Source organism: Paraburkholderia acidicola, assembly GCF_002362315.1.
Lineage (GTDB): Bacteria > Pseudomonadota > Gammaproteobacteria > Burkholderiales > Burkholderiaceae > Paraburkholderia > Paraburkholderia acidicola.
On record NZ_MTZV01000006.1, the window covers coordinates 2,021,808 to 2,038,488 of the forward strand.

The following is a 16,681-nucleotide window of genomic DNA, read 5'->3' on the forward strand; positions in this document are numbered from 1 at the left end:
ATCGAGGAGGAGTGAGATGAAGCACATTCGTGCGATTGCATTTGATCTGTACGGAACGTTGTTCGATGTCCATTCGGTTGCCGAGCAGTGCAATGAACGGTTTCCGGGCCGTGGACGTGAAATCAGCGCGCTATGGCGGCAGAAGCAACTCGAATACACGTGGCTGCGCAGTTTGATGAACCGCTACGTAACGTTCGAACAGGCAACCGAAGATGCGCTGCGTTTTACGTGCAGGCATCTTGGGCTTGCGCTCGATGACGTTACGCGCGATGCGTTGTGCGATGCCTATTTGCGGTTAAAACCGTTCGCCGAGGTGCCTGATGCGCTGCGTAAACTGCGGCAGCGTGGCTTGAAGCTTGCGGTGCTGTCGAATGGTTCGCCGCATTCGATCGGTGCGGTGGTCGATCATGCCGGGCTTCGTGACGCATTCGATCATCTGCTTAGCGTCGATCCGCTGCGCATCTACAAACCGGACGACCGCGTTTACACCTTGGCGGAGCAGGCTTTCGGTGTTAACCGCACCGCCATTCTGTTTGTATCGTCGAATGCTTGGGATGCCACTGGGGCACGCTATTTCGGTTTTCCGACCTGCTGGATCAATCGTGCTGACAACGTCTTCGAAGAGATGGGGCAGAGGCCGGACTGGGAGTTGGGTGGGGTGGATGAGATCGTGCAGTTGTTCGATGCGGCCGATAGGTGACCGACATGCGTGGTCGGTGTCGCATGTCAGTCATCGCGCGACAACGTCGCGACCGGTTTTCGCGGAGATGAAAACTACTCCGCCTGCCCCCGCTCACGCAACAAATCCGCGAGACTGCGTGCCGCAGGCTTAAGCGGCATCCGATGCTGGGTCCAACCCATTTGCTTCGCGGGCGTCAACGCACGCAGCCGCGTAGCAGCCCAGCGAAACACCCGATACACACGCGGATGCGCAAACGCGCCACTCCAGAAACGCCAGACGATATGCTCGCGGCGACTGAAGTTCGCTCCCTGACCGCGCAGCGGATGAGCCACCGCCTCATCCGGCGAGCGATTCGCTTCGGTGCGCAGACGGATCAGCAGTTGCGGAATCGGAATGCGCACCGGACACACTTCACCACAGGCGCCGCACAGGCTCGAAGCAGTAGGTAGATCGGCGGTTGCATCGAGGCCAAGCAGATGCGGCGAAATGATCTTGCCGATCGGACCTGGATAGGTCGTGCCGTACGCATGGCCGCCGATCCGCGTGTACACCGGGCAGTGGTTCATGCACGCGCCGCAGCGAATGCATTGCAGCGTCGCGCGCAGTTGTGTGTCCGCATAAGCCTGGGTGCGACCGTTGTCGAGCAACACGACGTGCATCTCGCGCGGGCCGTCAAGTTCGCCTGCGCGGCGCGGTCCCGAGATGAGATTGAAGTAGGTGGTGATCGCCTGACCGGTCGCCGAGCGTGTCAGCAGACTCGACAGTGGCACGATGTGTTCGAGCTTCGCGACCACCTTCTCCATGCCCATGATTGCTATGTGTACGTCGGGTACCGTCGTCGACAGGCGGCCGTTGCCTTCGTTCTCGACGAGCCACAGCGTGCCCGTGTCGGCGGCGGCGAAATTCACACCCGACAGCCCGATGTCGGCATCGACGAACGCATGGCGCAGCGCGCGCCGACCGGTCTGGATCAGCTCATCGACATCTTCGGTGTAGGGCGTGTCGGGGATGTGCTGCTCGAATAGCGTGGCGATGTCACCGCGCGTCTTGTGTATCGCGGGCATCACGATATGCGACGGCTTCTCGCCAGCGAGCTGGACGATGTACTCGCCCATATCCGACTCGATGCATTCGATGCCGCGCTCAGCCAGGTAGTGGTTGAGCTCGATCTCCTCGCTCGCCATCGACTTGCCCTTGATCACGCGCCGCGCCTCACGCGATTGCGCGATGCGATGGATGATCTCATTCGCTTCTTCGGCAGTTTCGGCCCAGTGGACCTGCGCGCCTGCTGCGGTGAGGTTCTCTTCGAGCTGGACCAGCAATTCCGGCAGCCGCGCGAGTGCGTGCTGGCGTACCGCTTCGCCAAGATCGCGTAGCGCTTCGAGTTCGGCGTCGTCGGGAAACTGGACGGCGCGCTTCTGTTGCAGGAAGTCCATCGCACCGCGGAAGCTGTTGCGCAACTTCGGGTCGTCGAGTGCGGCGCGGGCGCGGGTTTTGAAATCGGCGGTGGGGACGAAGTGCAGGGGCTGGGCGCTCATCGGTTGGCTCCGTCGGTCACGATGATGACCCACACACACCGTGGACCATGCGCGCCGTAGGCAAGTGTCTGCTGGATATCGGAGGTCTTCGACGGGCCTGACACCAGCACCAGGTTGGTCGGCATGCCATCGCGCCAGCGTTCGGCTTTCGCCGCCGCGTGCAGATCCGCGTGCAGTGTATGCGCGTAGACGAGCGCGACATGCAGCGGCGGTGCGAGCGAGACGGTGCGCGGCGTGCCGGCATCGGGTGCCAGCACCAGCGTGCCGGTTGCCGCGAGCCCGGAGCGCGCGACCGTGAAGCCGGCGTCGACGGTGTCGAACAGTTCGGCCTTCCATGTTTCGATTGGTTGCGTATAGGCGCGTGCTGCGACAGACGGAGGTAGCGCACGAGTCAAGGCGGCGCCTTCGCGCGTGCTGGGGTCGAGCAGCAACTGGTGTACGCCAGCGGCGGCGAGCCGGTCGGCGAGTCCGACCGCCCACGACGCGGCATCCGCACACCACACCTCGGCATGCGCGGCCGTCAGCGCCGCCTGCATCGATTCGATCTGTGCCTGCACAGAGCGCGGTTCGCGTGCATGTCGGGCGGCGTAGTGAGCGTCAATGCGTTGATCTAGGTCGTCGATTGCTACTGCGGCCGCAGGCGGCGCAGCGCGCAATCGGCCGAGCATCCGTTCGCGTGCGTTCATGCGGACTCTCCTTCACTCACACGATCACCACCGGTGCGTCGCCACAAGAAAGTTGCGAGATGCTCGACCGGCAATGGCGCCTGCTGATGAGCCGCAGCGTGCCCGATGTTCAGCAGACAACCGCAATCCGCCGATACGAGCCGGTCGCACCCGGTCGCGCACGCGGAAGCGACCTTGTCGCGCACCATCGCACCGGAGATGTCGGGATGTTTCAGTGAGAACGTACCGCCAAAGCCGCAGCATTCCGACTCGCGCACGTGTTCGATTCGCGTCACGCCGGGCAACGCGTCGAGCAGTTCGACGCCATGCACACGCGTACCCATTTCGCGGCGCGCAGCGCAGGACGTATGCAGCACCACGTTTTCCGTGGGCAACGCAGCCGCAGCGGTGGTTACGCGATCGAACCGCACGTTCAATACGCGCAACAGGAATTCACTCAGTTCGTAGACACGCCCCGCCAGTGCCTGCGCTTTCTTCCGCGCATCGACGTCGTGCTCGAACAGCAGCGGCCAGTGATGGCGCATCATGCCCGCGCACGAACCGGACGGCACGACGATCGGCCATGGTTCGCTAAACAGGTCGAGCTGCGCGCGCGCAACCGCTTGCGCCTGCTCCGGATTACCGCTGCTGTAGGCCGGTTGCCCACAGCAACTTTGCGCACGCGGGAAGTGGACCGTCAGCCCTTCGCGTTCAAGTAGCTTGACGGCATCGAGCCCGGCTTGCGGGACGAACATGTCCACGAGACAGGTCGCGAACAGATAGACGTGGTCGGGCCGCGTCGAGGGATAGTGCCGGTCGTGCATGGGGAACGCTCCGTATTACACGCAGCGGCGTCGCATGTGTATCGGCGGCCGCATCGATCGGCGCATAATCCCAGCTTCCTCGCGCGGGTTCAAATTGGTTGGACCACTGCGCACAAACACACAAGATGGAGAGGCAGCGATGAAAGCGCCAGGCACGCCCACGCGAGGCCGCGTCGAAGCCGTGATGCGCCGGCTCGAAACCGCGTTGCTCGACGGCACGTGGAGCGCGGGCATGCGGCTTCCCGCCGAGCGTGTGCTGGCCGAGCAGTACGACGTAGCGCGCAACACGGTGCGCGAGGCGATCCAGCGGCTGGCGGCGCGCGGCCTGCTGCAGAGCAGGCACGGCGCGGGCGTGTTCGTCACGGACAAACTGCGCACGGGCATCGCATCGCCATGGGGCCAACTGGTAGCGGATCATCCGGCGTTGCGTGACGACATTCTCGAATTCCGGCGCGTGCTGGAAGGGGCGACCGCTTACTTTGCGGCACAACGCGCGGATGCAGCAGACCTGAAACGCATCGGTGCGCAGATGCGCGAACTGGAGCGCGCAAGGCGCACCGACGATAAATCCGCCGAAGCCGTCGCCGACGCCCAGCTTCACGAAGCGATTGCCCACGCGTCGCACAACACGATGTTCCTGCATCTGCATGCGAGCGTGATCGGCATGCTGCGCGAACACATTGCGATCAGTGGCACGGGGTTGCGCGAGCGTGATGAGGAGGCGTCGACGTTGCTGCTGTTGCAGCATCGCACGTTGTGCGAGGCGATTCGCGCGCGACGCCCCGAAGAGGCGCGCACCGCGATGCAGGCGCACATCGACTACGTGCGCAGCAGGACCGATGAAGACGACGAGTGAGCGCTAACCTGCGCAGCATTCAAGCCTGCAACGACGAGCCCGCTGCATTCTCACTGGACTGAAGTTGCAGCACCGCATCGCGCTTGTCGAGCAGATGCTGGCGCAGGATCGCAGCAAGCCGCTTGCCGTCGCGCGCTTCGAGCGCCTTCAGCATTTCGTCGTGGTCATGAATCGCGCGGTCCCACTTCGGAATCTGGTAGTTCGAGCGAAACCGCAGCGCCTGCAGGCGCCGGTTCACGGCGATATAGGTTTGCCGCAGCGCGGTGTTGCGCGCGGCTTCGTTGATCTTTTCGTGGATTGCCTGGTTGCGGCTGTAGTAGCCCGGCAGATCGTTCTGTGCGCGACACGCGAGCATCGCGTAGTGCAGCGCCTTGATCTCCGCGAGTTCGACGGCTGTGATCCGCTCGCACGCGAGTTCGCCCGAGAACGCTTCGAGCCCGCTCATCAGTTCGAAGGTTTCGCGCAGTTCCGCTTCCGACATCTTCGATACCGATGCGCCGCGATTCGGTTCGATATCGATCAGCCCTTCGGCGGCAAGCACCTTCAGCGCTTCACGCAGTGGAGTGCGCGAAATGCCGAGCGTTTCGCACAGCTCGCGCTCGTTCAGCTTCTTGCCCGGCTCCAGCACACCCTCGACGATAAAGCGGCGGATGTGCTCGACGACCGTGTCGTGGAGCCGCTGACGCTCCACCTTCGGCATCCGCGTCGCACCGGCAAGTTGCGCGTCAAAGTCCGAATTTTGCATACAAAAATCTCCAACCTTAGTTTCGCGTCATTTTAGCGAAAGGCGTGGAAATAAGTAAGCATGAGCAATGGCGGGCGTATACCCTGGCTACTTTGACCTTGGGTACGAGCACATTCGTTTGATATAGTTTTTTGCATGCAAAATTCAACTCAAGGAAATCGCATGCTGAAACTGGACTTTCACCCCGCCGGCCGCCACTTTCTGCAGATTCCAGGGCCGAGCCCGGTGCCCGACCGGATTCTGCGGGCGATGAGCTATCCCACCATCGACCACCGCGGTCCGGAGTTCGGCGCGCTCGGTCTGAAGGTGCTGGCCGGCATCAAGCAGATCTTCAAGACGCAGCAGCCGGTTGTGATCTACCCGGCGTCGGGCACTGGCGCATGGGAGGCGGCGCTGTCGAACACACTGAGTCCCGGCGACGCCGTGCTGATGTTCGAGACCGGTCACTTCGCGACGCTGTGGAAGAAGATGGCCGAGAGCCTGGGCCTGAAGCCGGAGTTCATCGGTTTGCCGGGCGTCGAGGGCTGGCGGCGCGGCGTGCAGCCGCAGATGATCGAAGCGCGCCTGCGTGAAGACACACAGCATTCAATCAAGGCTGTTTGCGTCGTGCACAACGAAACCTCGACGGGCGTGACGTCGGATATCGCGGCGGTGCGCCACGCAATCGATGCAGCGGGCCACCCGGCGTTGCTGCTCGTCGATACGATCTCGGGTCTCGCGTGCGCCGATTATCGCCATGACGAATGGGGCGTCGACGTCACGGTGTCGGGCTCGCAAAAGGGCTTGATGCTGCCGCCGGGCATCAGCTTCAACGCACTCTCGCCGAAGGCCATCGCTGCGAGCCGCGAGGCAAAGTTGCCGCGCAGCTTCTGGGACTGGACCGAGATCGTCGAGATGAACAAGACGGGCTACTGGCCGTACACGCCGAATACGAACCTGTTGTACGGCCTGTCCGAAGCGCTCGACATGATCCTCGACGAAGGGCTCGACAACGTGTTCGCGCGTCACGCACGGCTTGCCGAAGCGTGCCGCCGTGCAGTTCGCGCGTGGGGCCTCGAGATTCAATGTGCGGACCCCGCGGTGTACAGCCCGGTGCTGACCGGCGTGATGATGCCCGATGGCATCGATGCGGACGCCGTACGCAAGCTCATCTATGAGCGCTTCGACATGTCGCTTGGCACGGGCCTCGGCAAGATGAAAGGCCGCATGTTCCGCATCGGTCATCTCGGCGACTGCAACGACCTCACGCTGCTGGCGACGCTTGCCGGCTGCGAGATGGGATTGCAGCTAGCCGGTGTGCCGCTCGCTGCGAGCGGTTTGCCCGCAGCGATGGCGTGGCTGACCGGGCAAGCGCATGCGGCGGGTTTGAAAGCGGCGGCTTGACGCGTCGTCGTGCGGGTTTTCGGCCAGGCCCGCATCAGATCGAGCAAACCCGACAGCTAGCCCGCTCAGCGAGCAGCCTATTGAACTGCGCGAACAGAACGTAGTTATTTACCCATGCAGGCACCTGGTCCCGGCGTCCGTGCGCCGCCGGCCAGCAACGGAGACAAACGATGAAGCGGTTTCGCCTGACCAGTCCGACCAGTATCGTTCTCATCATGCTGTGCATCATGTACTTCATCACGTACCTCGACCGCGTCAACGTCAGTACGGCGGCGGCAGGGTTCGGCAAGGAATTCCAGCTGTCGCATACCGAAGTCGGGCTGGTGTTCTCGGCGTTCGCGTATCCGTATCTCGTGTTCCAGATTGTCGGCGGCTGGGTGAGCGATCGCTTCGGTGCGAAGCGCACGCTGATCGCGTGCGGTGCGATCTGGGCACTCGCGACACTGTTGACGGGTTTTGCCGGTGGTCTCACGTCGCTGCTCGCCGCGCGCCTGCTGCTCGGTTTTGGCGAAGGCGCCACGTTTCCGGCGGCCACGGCGGCGATGTCGCGCTGGGTCGCTAAAGAACGGCGCGGCTTCGCGCAGGGCATCACGCATGCCGCGGCGCGCATCGGCAACGCGGTCGCGCCCGGCGCGATCGTGCTCGTGATGGCGACGTGGGGCTGGCGCGAATCGTTTTATATCTGCGGCGCGATCAGTCTGTTGTGGGTGATCGTGTGGGCGGTGACGTTCACCGAATATCCGAAGGACCATCCGCGTATCACGACGGACGAACTCGACGTGTTGCCCGCGCCGAAACCGAAAGCCGCCGATGTGCCGTGGCGGCGTCTCTTCAAGCGCATGACGCCGGTCACGATTGTGTACTTCTGCTACGGCTGGACGTTGTGGCTGTTTCTAAGCTGGATTCCGCAGTACTTCCTGCATAGCTATCAACTCGATCTGAAGAAGTCGGCGGTGTTTGCTTCGGCGGTGTTTTTTGCGGGTGTGCTTGGCGATACGCTCGGTGGCGTGGTGACCGATCGTCTGTTCGAGCGCACGCGCAGCCTGAAGCGGGCGCGTAGCTGGATGGTGTCGATCTGCATGCTGCTGACGCTGCTTTCGCTGGTGCCATTGATGTTCGTGCACAACCTGTATGTCTCGATGGTGTGTCTCTCCGGCGGCTTCTTCTTCGCCGAAATGACGATCGGTCCGATGTGGGCGATTCCGATGGACATCGCGCCGCAATACTCGGGCACCGCAAGCGGCATGATGAATACCGGCTCGGCGCTCGCCGCGATTATCTCGCCGGTGTTCTCGGGCTTCCTGATCGATACGTTTGGTAGCTGGGAGCTGCCGTTTGCCGGCAGCATGCTGTTGATGGCGATCGGCGTCGTGCTCGCGTTCCGCATGCAGCCCGATAGTCGTTTCGAACTGGACGTGCCCCCGGGCACACATCCGGCAACGGGAGTCGGAGCATGAGCTCGTTCGCCGGGCGCCTGGACGCGCCGCTTCATGCATTGAGCGAGATGCTCGCGAGTGCCCGCGCGGCGCGCACGCAGCTCGACGCACCCGCGCCGGACCTCGTGCCCGCGGACGCCGACGCCGCGTATGCGATCCAGCACGAGACGCTGTGGCTTGCCGATGCGCGCATCGGCGGCTGGAAGGTCGGCGCAAAAACGCCGGTAGCGCCGGTGCAGGGCGCACCGTTGCCGGCTGCCGGCATACACGCGAGCGGTGTGTGCCTGACGCGTGGCGACTACGTGCCCGCTGGGCTCGAACTGGAGATCGCGTTTCGCTTCGCGCGCCGCTTCGAGCCGTCGAATGAACCGTATAGCGATGCCGAAGTGCTCGCAGGTATCGATTCGATCGCTGCCGCCGTCGAGATCGTCGCGAGCCGCTATGCCGGTTGGCCCGACGTCGACCGGCTTGCACAGCTCGCCGATTTGCAGAATCACGGCGCGTTGATCGTGGGCGAGTTCACGCGTTATCGCGAGGACTTTCCGTTTGTCGCACCGGCGCTGCAGCTTCACTTTGACGGCCGCCATGTGTTGCACAGCGCACCGTCGAATCCAGCCGGCGATCCGCGGCGGCTACTTCCATGGCTCGTCAATCATTGCACGCGGAAACAGCGTATCGCAGTGACTCCGGAATGGGTAATCACGACCGGCTCGTACACCGGCATGTTCTTCCCGGAAAGCGCGGGCGAACTGAGCGGGCATATCGATGGGCTCGCACCGGTGAGTCTCGTGCTGCGCTGAACGTAACGTGTAGCCCATTTCCCCGACCGACGATCTCATGACGAATCCCACTGCTTCACTGCTCGTGCAGCCGATTCATCTGGTACCGACGGCGTCGCGCGTGTCGACACCGCTCGCGAGCCGTCTGCGCAGTGCTTTGCGCGGCGACGTGCTGTTCGATGCAGCAAGCCGCGGCCGCTATGCAACTGACGCATCGATCTACCAGATCACGCCACTCGGTGTGGTTGTGCCGCGCGATCAGGACGACCTGCGCATTGCGCTCGAAGTCGCGCGCAGCGAAAAAGTACCGGTGCTTGCGCGCGGCGCGGGTACGAGCCAGTGCGGACAGACGGTGGGCGAAGCGCTGGTGATCGATACGAGCAAATGGCTGAACAACATCGTCGCGTTCGATGCAGCCGCGCGCACCGTCACCGTCGAACCCGGCGTCGTGCTCGATCATCTGAACGCGTGGCTCAAGCCGCACGGTTTGTGGTTTCCGGTGGATGTATCGACGGCTGCGCAGTGCACGATCGGCGGAATGGCCGGCAATAATTCGTGCGGCTCGCGCTCGATCGAATACGGCAACATGGTGCACAACGTCGACGCGATCGACGCGGTGCTCGCGGACGGTACGAACGCGCGCTTCGGGTCGCTGCATACGGCGCCGGATGGTGCGCGGATGCAGCAGATCGTCGATGGATTGAAACGTATTGCATTGCGCGAACGTGACGAGATCGTCGAGCGCGTGCCGAAAGTGCTGCGCCGCGTGGGCGGCTACAACATCGACCTGTTTGATTGCCAGAACCCGCGCGCCTATACCGACGATGGTTCGGCGAACCTCGCGCATCTGCTGGTCGGCTCGGAAGGCACGCTCGCGTTCAGTCGGCAACTGACGTTGAAGCTCGCGCCATTGCCCGCGCACAAAGCGCTCGGCGTCGTGAACTTCCCGACCTTCCGGCAGGCGATGGAACTCACGCAACACATCGTCAAGCTGCATCCGGTTGCGGTCGAACTGGTCGACCGCACGATGATCGATCTCGCGATCAGCAACCCCGCGTTTCGTCCGGTGATCGAACAGGCGCTGGTCGGCGCACCCGAAGCGATCCTGCTGGTCGAGTTCGCCCGCGATGCGCGCGATGTGCAGCTCGCCGCGCTCGGCCAACTGACCGAGCTGATCGGCGATCTTGGCTTGCCCGGGTCGGTCGTGCAGATGCCAGACGCGAATGCGCAAAAGGCATTGTGGGAAGTGCGCAAGGCCGGTCTGAACATCATGATGAGCATGAAGGGCGACGGCAAACCCGTGTCGTTTATCGAGGATTGCGCAGTGCCGCTCGAACATCTCGCTGACTACACGAGCCGTCTGACCGAGGTGTTCCATCGCCACGGCACCGAAGGCACGTGGTATGCGCACGCCAGCGTCGGCACGCTGCACGTGCGGCCGATTCTCGACATGCGTCGCGATGGCGCGCACAAGATGCGCGCCATCGCGGACGAAGCGGCGGCACTCGTGCGCGAATACAAGGGCGCGTATTCGGGCGAACACGGCGACGGACTGTGTCGCGGCGAATGGATTGCGTGGCAGTACGGTCCGCGTTTGAACCGCGCATTCGGTGAGATCAAGCAGTTGCTCGATCCCGACAATCGCTTCAATCCGGACAAGATCGTGCGCCCGCCTGCGATGGATGACGCACGTCATTTCCGCTTCGCGCCTGGGTATCGCGAGCGCGCGCTGACGCCAGCACTCGACTGGTCCGCATGGAACGTCGAACGCGATCCGCTGACCGGCGCCGAAACGCCGGCTGGTAGCGGTGGCGATCTGTCTGGCGGTCTCGCGAAAGCAGTGGAGATGTGTAACAACAACGGCCATTGCCGCAAGTTCGATGCGGGCACGATGTGTCCGAGCTATCGCGTGACGAAGGACGAGCAACATGTCACGCGTGGCCGCGCGAATACGCTGCGTCTCGCGCTGTCGGGACAACTCGGCGATGCCGGGCTGGCTAGCGTCGAAGTGAAGGATGCGCTCGACCTGTGTGTGTCGTGCAAGGGCTGCAAGCGCGATTGCCCGACCGGCGTCGATATGGCGAAGCTGAAGATCGAAGCGCGTGCGGCGTGGGCTGGCCGTCACGGTGTGCGGATGCGTGAGAAGCTGGTCGCGTACCTGCCGCGCTATGCGCCGTTCGCGAGCCGTATGCCTCGACTCGTCGCGCTTGCGAACAATGTACCGGTGTTGTCTGCGTGGACGCGACGCATGCTTGGCTTCGCGCCGCAGCGCGCGTTGCCATCTTTCCGTCAGTCGTTTCTGTCAACGATAACGCCACCTGCCGCGCATCCGGAGAGCGCGGTCGCGCAGAAAGAGGTGCTGTTGTTCGTCGATACCTTTAACAACCATATCGAACCGGACAACGCGCGTGCGGCGCAACGCGTGCTCGAAGCGGCGGGGTATACGGTGCATTTCAATACGGTGGCAGGCGAGCGGCCGTTATGTTGCGGTCGCACGTTTCTTACGGCCGGGCTCGTCGATGAAGCGAAGCGGGAAGCGCGCCGCATGCTCGATGCGTTGCGACCGTTCGTCGCGCGCGGTGTGCCGGTGGTTGGCCTCGAACCGTCGTGCTTGTTGACGCTGCGCGACGAATTCCTGCATTACGGCTTCGGCGACGATGCCGTGAAGCTGTCGAAGCTTGCGTTCCTGTTTGAAGAATTTCTCGTACGCGAGGCCGATGCTGGGCGTTTGCAGCTCGATCTGCAGCCGTTGACTGGGGCGTCACAGGCGCTCGTGCATGGGCATTGTCATCAGAAAGCGTTTGCCGCGTTTAGCCCGGTGCAGACTGTGCTGGGATGGATTCCGCAACTGAAGGTGTCGACGGTGGAGTCGTCGTGCTGTGGGATGGCCGGTAGCTTCGGGTATGAGGCGGAGCACTACGATGCGTCGCTGGCGATGGCGGAGTTGTCGCTGCTACCGGCCGTGCGTCGCGCGGGTGCGGATACGGTGACGGTGGCCGACGGTACGAGCTGCCGGCATCAGATTCATGATGGTGCGGGTGTCGATGCGCTGCATGTTGCGCGGGTGCTGGAGTGGGCGCTTAAGCGGGCGCATTAACGTGGGGGTCCACGACTGCCCAATCTGCTTCCCACTGCGCTCATGGAAATCGCATCAACGCTTCTCTTAAGCGCTTGATCAAGACCGGGTCATTAACACAATCGAGAGGCCGGATATCGTCTAGAACTGGAATTTTACGATCGAGCCATTCAGCTCCACGATGTCCAATCGTTCCATAGATTACGCATGCAAGGCCCACGTTCCCAGCTAATTTCTTCGAAATTTCCCGGACTTCAGGGACATCCTTGTGTAGGAAGAAAAGCGCTTCGAATCTTTCCCAATGCTCATCGCCAGAATAGTAATTTTCCAGGGCACTCATTCCGGGGCACTCATATCAGAGTTAAGTCAACGAGATGAAATTGGGGTCGCCAGGTGGGAGGGGGTTCATCACACGATGAGATCCGCCTCGCGAAAGAAACCACCGACACGCGGCACCTCGAATTCGACTTCATCCTCGCCGCGTTGTGCGAGCGCATTGGCAAGGGTCGTTATCCCACCTGCAAGCTTCCGGTATTCATCGATACTCAATAGCACATATGAAGGCTTACCGCGATCCGTAATAAACACCGGACCGGTCAGTGACGCCTTCTTTGCCTCACTCGTCGATTGGTTGAACTCGCGGCTGGTCATAGTCAGAACGCTCATGGGACACCTCCGTTCTCGAAGGTGGCAATGTTGCTGCATTGACGCAGATCGTGCAAGGAATGGTGCTTTTCCTGAACGTTGTAGACCCACTTGCGATGCTTCGAATCAGCGATGCTGCTGAGGTCCACGCGGTTGGTCGTCCAATACCTAATCGATCTCATGTTCCCGAGCGTCGACTTCAAACGGCGCATCGTAATAACCCACCGTAACGAGCTGCTGAAAATACACGGGCAGGAAAGCGGCTATCGAGCCGGCAGTCTCGTACTGGTGGACATGCCTGCATTCATGCGTCAACAGTTGCCTCGATTCGTGCCCCTCGACGATGAAAATAGCGTGACCCAGTGTTAGTCCGATCGCGTCTGGTCCAAGTAGCCCGGTGTCGAGCGCGATGGCTCGTAGCGCGTCGTCGTCCGGCAGCGGCATGTGGGGAACAGCTAACACACGGATTAGCTCAGGCCGGGCAACACCCACGGCTCTCGCATCGGCAATGCCAGATTCCGTCAATGGCGCGCCAGTATTCAACACTAAGCGGGATTGCGCTTCTGCCCACGCGATCGCGGCAGGAAGATTGGCTGGAAGGACTGTCGCAAGGTCGACCATGTTCTGCACCGTGGATGAATCTGCTCAGATAGAGAGTGCCCGTTACAGCGGGCCGCTACTGCACCGCCGCGACGAACTTGTCGAGCATGATGTTACGCCCGCACAGCACGACAGCGACCGCCTTGCCGCGATAAGCATCTGCGCTTCGCAGCATGCCCGCAAGCGCAACGCCGGCCGCGCCTTCGACCATCCAGCGATCAGTCTGCGCAAGGCGTTTCATCGCAGCCTTGATCTCGTCTTCGGAAACCAGCACCGTCCTGTCGATCAAACGCTGCGCAAGCGCAAACGTGATCGCGCCAGGCTCGACGCCACCCGCGGTGCCGTCCGAGATCGTATCGGTTTCGTCGACATCGATGACCTTGCCCGCTTCCAGGCAGCGATAAAGCGCCGGTGCGTTGCCCGGCCAGCAACCGACGATATCGGTAGCCGGACTCGCCTGTTCGAGCGCTGCGCCGATGCCCGAGATCATTCCGCCGCCGCCCACCGATGCGAACACCGCCGCAAGTTGCGGGTGTTGCTCCGCGAGTTCGAGACCGATCGTGCCTTGTCCGGCGATTACGTCGATATCGTTATACGGCGGCACGAACGGCAGGCCGTCGCGTTGCGCGCGGCGCGCAGCTTCGAGTTCGACTTCGAGTGTCGAGGCGTCGATCGTCACGACGTTCGCACCGAGCGCGCGCATTGCTTCGAGTTTCACCGGCGATGCAGCGACCGACGCATACACAGTGACCGGCACACCGGCGAGCTTGCCGGCCAGTGCCACACCCTGACCGTGATTACCGGTCGACACGGCGGCGATGCCGTTACGACGCAGCGCGGGATCGAGCAAGCGCAGCTTGTTCGTCGCGCCGCGGAACTTGAACGAGCCCGTGTGCTGCAGATGTTCACACTTAAGGAACACTTCACAACCGGTCGCGTCGGACAGCAACGGGCTATGCGTGAGCGGCGTCACTGCAACCTGCGGCCGGATCGCGCGATGCGCTTCGACGATGCGCTCGTACAGTTGATCCATGCTCGCTTACCTCGCCGCAACGTACGTCGTCAGAAATTCGGAGACACGTGCAAGCCCCGCTTCGAGCACCGCACGGCTGTTGGTATAGCCGATACGCACGTAGCCTTCCATATCGAGCGCGCTGCCCGGCGTGAACATCACACCGGTCTTCTCCAGCAACGCAACGCAGAAGTCACGCGACGAAACCGGCAGATCGACACGTATCAGCGCCGTCGTGCCAGACTTCGGTTTTACATACGAGAGCACGGGTTCTTTAGCGATCCACGCATCGAGTACCGCGAGGTTAGTACGCAGAATCTCGTGATTGCGCTTCAAAAGTGCCGCACGATTTTCCAGCGCAATCGACGCGAACAGATCGTTGAGCATGCCGACGCTGATCGTGTTGTAGTCGCGGTGAATCTGCACGCGGCCGATCAGTTCGACTGGCGCAACGATCCAGCCCACCCGCAGGCCCGCAAGCGACCAGGTCTTCGACATGCTGCCGGTGCTGATGCCCTTCTCGTACAGGTCCGCAATCGATACGGTGAACCCGTCGCCATGCTGATCGGTGCCGCGATAGACCTCGTCGCACAGGATGTACGCGCCGCAGGACCGCGCGATCGCGACGAGTGCTTCGAGGAACGGCCGCTCCATGAGCGAGCCAGTGGGGTTGTTTGGATTGTTGATCGCGATGAGCCGCGTGTCGGGTCGGATCATGCGCTTGAGTTCGTCGAGGTCGGGCAGGAAACCGTTCTCGGGACGCAGTCGCAGAATCTCCACCTGCGCGCCGTAGCTTTCCGGAATCGAATAGTGCTGTTGGTACGTAGGCAGCACGGAGATGACGTGATCGCCCGGTTCAACGAGCGTTTCGTAAACCAGCGCGTTCGCGCTGATCGCACCGTGTGTGATCAGCACGTTCGGCACGGCTTGCTTCTCATACAGCGACGCAACGTTCGAACGCAGCCGTTCGGTACCGTCGATCGCTCCGTAGGTCAGCTTCATCGGCAGCACGTCGGCGAGGATCGCATCCTTCTTGCCAGCGAGATCGAGCAGCTCTTCGACGGTCAGCGATTCCACGCACGTCTCGGCCAGATTCAGCTCGCAGTGGTTTTCGTACTGATCCATCCAGCGCTCGACACCGAATTCCCTGATCTTCATGACTTCTGCCTCATCGATTGGATACGCGTTTCGTCGCTTACATACGCCGTAGTACGTAGCTCACGACACGCCAGCGAATGAGTATAGACGGAAAGTCTCAAATAGACGAAATAGAATAAATCGTGTCGGAGCGGTCGTGCGAGGGTCGTCGCAGATGGAGGACGTGCGCGGCGAACACAGCGAATCTTGAAGTGGCAACTGCGCAGGCGGCTCGTATCAAGCCGCCTGTACAGCCTGCCGAAAAACCACCGGCGCAACCCCGAACGCCTCACGAAACCGGTGACTAAAGTGGCTGGCATTCGCATACCCGCAATGCGCAGCAACCGAAGCGAGCGGCAGCCCGGTCGTGCGCAACAACGTACGTGCACGCTCCAGACGCAACTGCGCAATCCACGCATGCGGCGGCAAACCGAACGACGTCCGAAACATCCGCGCAAAGTGAAATTCCGACAAACCCGCGACACCGGCAAGCTCACCGAGCGTGATCGGTTGCGTCAAATGACTATCGATGTAATCACGCAGCCTGCGGCGTATCGCCACCGACAACCCGCCTTTCAATACCGCGCCGGCCCGCCGCACGCCCTGCGAATGCAGCAGCAGGCTCAGCACTTCGTGGGCAGTTTCGTTGGTGCGCAACCGTCCATCCGGATCGTCCCACTGCTCGAACACCAGCGACTGACACAGGCTGGCGATACGCGCATCTTCGAAGTAAGTGCGATCGGCAAGCGTCATTTCGCGCGGCTCGCGATCCAGTTCCTGAACGGCGCGCCGCGTGAAATGCTCGGGCAGGAAGTACAGATGGATGAAGTGCATATGGCCGCGCACCCACCAGCGCGATTCGTGATCGCCGGGCAGCGCGCACAGACGGCTCGGCGCACCGAAGCGGCCGGGCAGCTTCTGACGCTCCGTGCGATAGCCGCCGTCCAGATAGCACGACAGTGTGTGATGGCCGGGCTGTTCGTAGACGGTTTCCGCTTCTTCGGTGAGGCGTGTCCATTCGGCGACTGCCAGGTGGTCGCCGAGCCAGGCAAAACGTTCGAGCGTTGCGTTGGCGTCGCGCAGCGTATGACATACCGATTGCAGGCCGAACGGGGTATCGGCGGAACCGGCTTGTGGAAGGAGCGCCCCAGCAGGCAGCAAAACAGCGTCGGGAGCGGGAGGCGATGAGCGGAGGGACATGATGGCTGAAGTATAGAGCGTGTGCCACCAGCACCGCCCGCGCGCGCGAAAAAGTGCGCAATCCTGGACAAGCCACCCGACTGCGTGCGGCGCATAGTCGTGC

16 protein-coding genes are annotated in these 16,681 nt (G+C 62.2%); 6 read left to right on the top strand and 10 right to left on the bottom strand.

From position 1 onward, the window contains the following. Positions 1-16: 16 nt before the first annotated feature. A complete protein-coding gene (locus BWP39_RS27730) occupies positions 17-700 on the top strand; it encodes a haloacid dehalogenase type II (protein WP_096725421.1) in 684 nt (227 codons plus the stop codon). A 74-nt stretch (positions 701-774) separates the two neighbouring features. Here BWP39_RS27730 and BWP39_RS27735 read toward each other — a convergent pair whose 3' ends face one another. Genes BWP39_RS27735 through BWP39_RS27745 form a run of 3 tightly spaced genes read right to left on the bottom strand, consistent with a single transcriptional unit; the run spans position 775 to position 3,709 of the window. Next, a complete protein-coding gene (locus BWP39_RS27735) occupies positions 775-2,220 on the bottom strand; it encodes a LutB/LldF family L-lactate oxidation iron-sulfur protein (protein WP_096725422.1) in 1,446 nt (481 codons plus the stop codon). Beyond that, positions 2,217-2,906: a LutC/YkgG family protein gene (locus tag BWP39_RS27740; RefSeq protein WP_096725423.1), complete on the bottom strand. Its 690-nt coding sequence runs from the start codon at positions 2,904-2,906 to the stop codon at positions 2,217-2,219. Before BWP39_RS27740 ends, BWP39_RS27735 begins: the two co-directional genes overlap by 4 nt. Further along, positions 2,903-3,709: a (Fe-S)-binding protein gene (locus tag BWP39_RS27745; protein WP_096725424.1), complete on the bottom strand. Its 807-nt coding sequence runs from the start codon at positions 3,707-3,709 to the stop codon at positions 2,903-2,905. Before BWP39_RS27745 ends, BWP39_RS27740 begins: the two co-directional genes overlap by 4 nt. A gap of 139 nt (positions 3,710-3,848) precedes the next feature. Between BWP39_RS27745 and BWP39_RS27750 the strand changes: the two genes are divergently transcribed. Continuing rightward, positions 3,849-4,565: a FadR/GntR family transcriptional regulator gene (locus BWP39_RS27750; RefSeq protein WP_207557143.1), complete on the top strand. Its 717-nt coding sequence runs from the start codon at positions 3,849-3,851 to the stop codon at positions 4,563-4,565. A 19-nt stretch (positions 4,566-4,584) separates the two neighbouring features. Here the strand turns inward: BWP39_RS27750 and BWP39_RS27755 are convergent, their stop codons facing one another. Further along, positions 4,585-5,310, bottom strand: a complete 726-nt coding sequence (locus tag BWP39_RS27755; RefSeq protein WP_096725425.1) for a GntR family transcriptional regulator — start codon at positions 5,308-5,310, stop codon at positions 4,585-4,587. Positions 5,311-5,472: 162 nt separating this feature from the next. On the opposite strand from BWP39_RS27755, the gene BWP39_RS27760 reads away from it, so the two are divergent. The 4 genes from BWP39_RS27760 to BWP39_RS27775 all read left to right on the top strand — a co-directional run bounded on the left by BWP39_RS27760 (position 5,473) and on the right by BWP39_RS27775 (position 12,005). Beyond that, a complete protein-coding gene (locus BWP39_RS27760) occupies positions 5,473-6,693 on the top strand; it encodes a pyridoxal-phosphate-dependent aminotransferase family protein (protein ID WP_096725426.1) in 1,221 nt (406 codons plus the stop codon). 170 nt (positions 6,694-6,863) lie between these two features. Next, entirely contained in the window at positions 6,864-8,150 is a 1,287-nt protein-coding gene (locus BWP39_RS27765) for an MFS transporter (RefSeq protein WP_096725427.1), read from the top strand. After that, positions 8,147-8,929: a 2-keto-4-pentenoate hydratase gene (locus BWP39_RS27770; RefSeq protein WP_096725428.1), complete on the top strand. Its 783-nt coding sequence runs from the start codon at positions 8,147-8,149 to the stop codon at positions 8,927-8,929. The genes BWP39_RS27765 and BWP39_RS27770 overlap by 4 nt, the downstream gene beginning before the upstream one ends. Before the next feature lie 37 nt (positions 8,930-8,966). Then, the gene (locus BWP39_RS27775; RefSeq protein ID WP_096725429.1) at positions 8,967-12,005 is read left to right on the top strand and encodes an FAD-binding and (Fe-S)-binding domain-containing protein; all 3,039 of its coding nucleotides are present in this window, start codon (positions 8,967-8,969) and stop codon (positions 12,003-12,005) included. Positions 12,006-12,045: 40 nt separating this feature from the next. Here BWP39_RS27775 and BWP39_RS31630 read toward each other — a convergent pair whose 3' ends face one another. The 6 genes from BWP39_RS31630 to BWP39_RS27800 form a co-directional block, all read right to left on the bottom strand. Next, on the bottom strand, positions 12,046-12,324 hold the full coding sequence (locus BWP39_RS31630) for a hypothetical protein (RefSeq protein WP_133116955.1): 279 nt from the start codon (positions 12,322-12,324) through the stop codon (positions 12,046-12,048). 68 nt (positions 12,325-12,392) lie between these two features. Beyond that, positions 12,393-12,650, bottom strand: a complete 258-nt coding sequence (locus BWP39_RS27780) for a type II toxin-antitoxin system prevent-host-death family antitoxin (RefSeq protein ID WP_096725430.1) — start codon at positions 12,648-12,650, stop codon at positions 12,393-12,395. 147 nt (positions 12,651-12,797) lie between these two features. After that, the gene (locus tag BWP39_RS27785; protein ID WP_096725431.1) at positions 12,798-13,250 is read right to left on the bottom strand and encodes a hypothetical protein; all 453 of its coding nucleotides are present in this window, start codon (positions 13,248-13,250) and stop codon (positions 12,798-12,800) included. A gap of 55 nt (positions 13,251-13,305) precedes the next feature. Further along, positions 13,306-14,262, bottom strand: a complete 957-nt coding sequence (locus tag BWP39_RS27790) for a threonine/serine dehydratase (RefSeq protein ID WP_096725432.1) — start codon at positions 14,260-14,262, stop codon at positions 13,306-13,308. A 6-nt stretch (positions 14,263-14,268) separates the two neighbouring features. Further along, positions 14,269-15,399 (bottom strand): aminotransferase, encoded by a 1,131-nt coding sequence (locus BWP39_RS27795; protein ID WP_096725433.1) that lies wholly within the window; start codon positions 15,397-15,399, stop codon positions 14,269-14,271. 216 nt (positions 15,400-15,615) lie between these two features. Next, a complete protein-coding gene (locus tag BWP39_RS27800) occupies positions 15,616-16,578 on the bottom strand; it encodes a helix-turn-helix domain-containing protein (RefSeq protein ID WP_096725434.1) in 963 nt (320 codons plus the stop codon). Positions 16,579-16,681 lie beyond the last annotated feature (103 nt).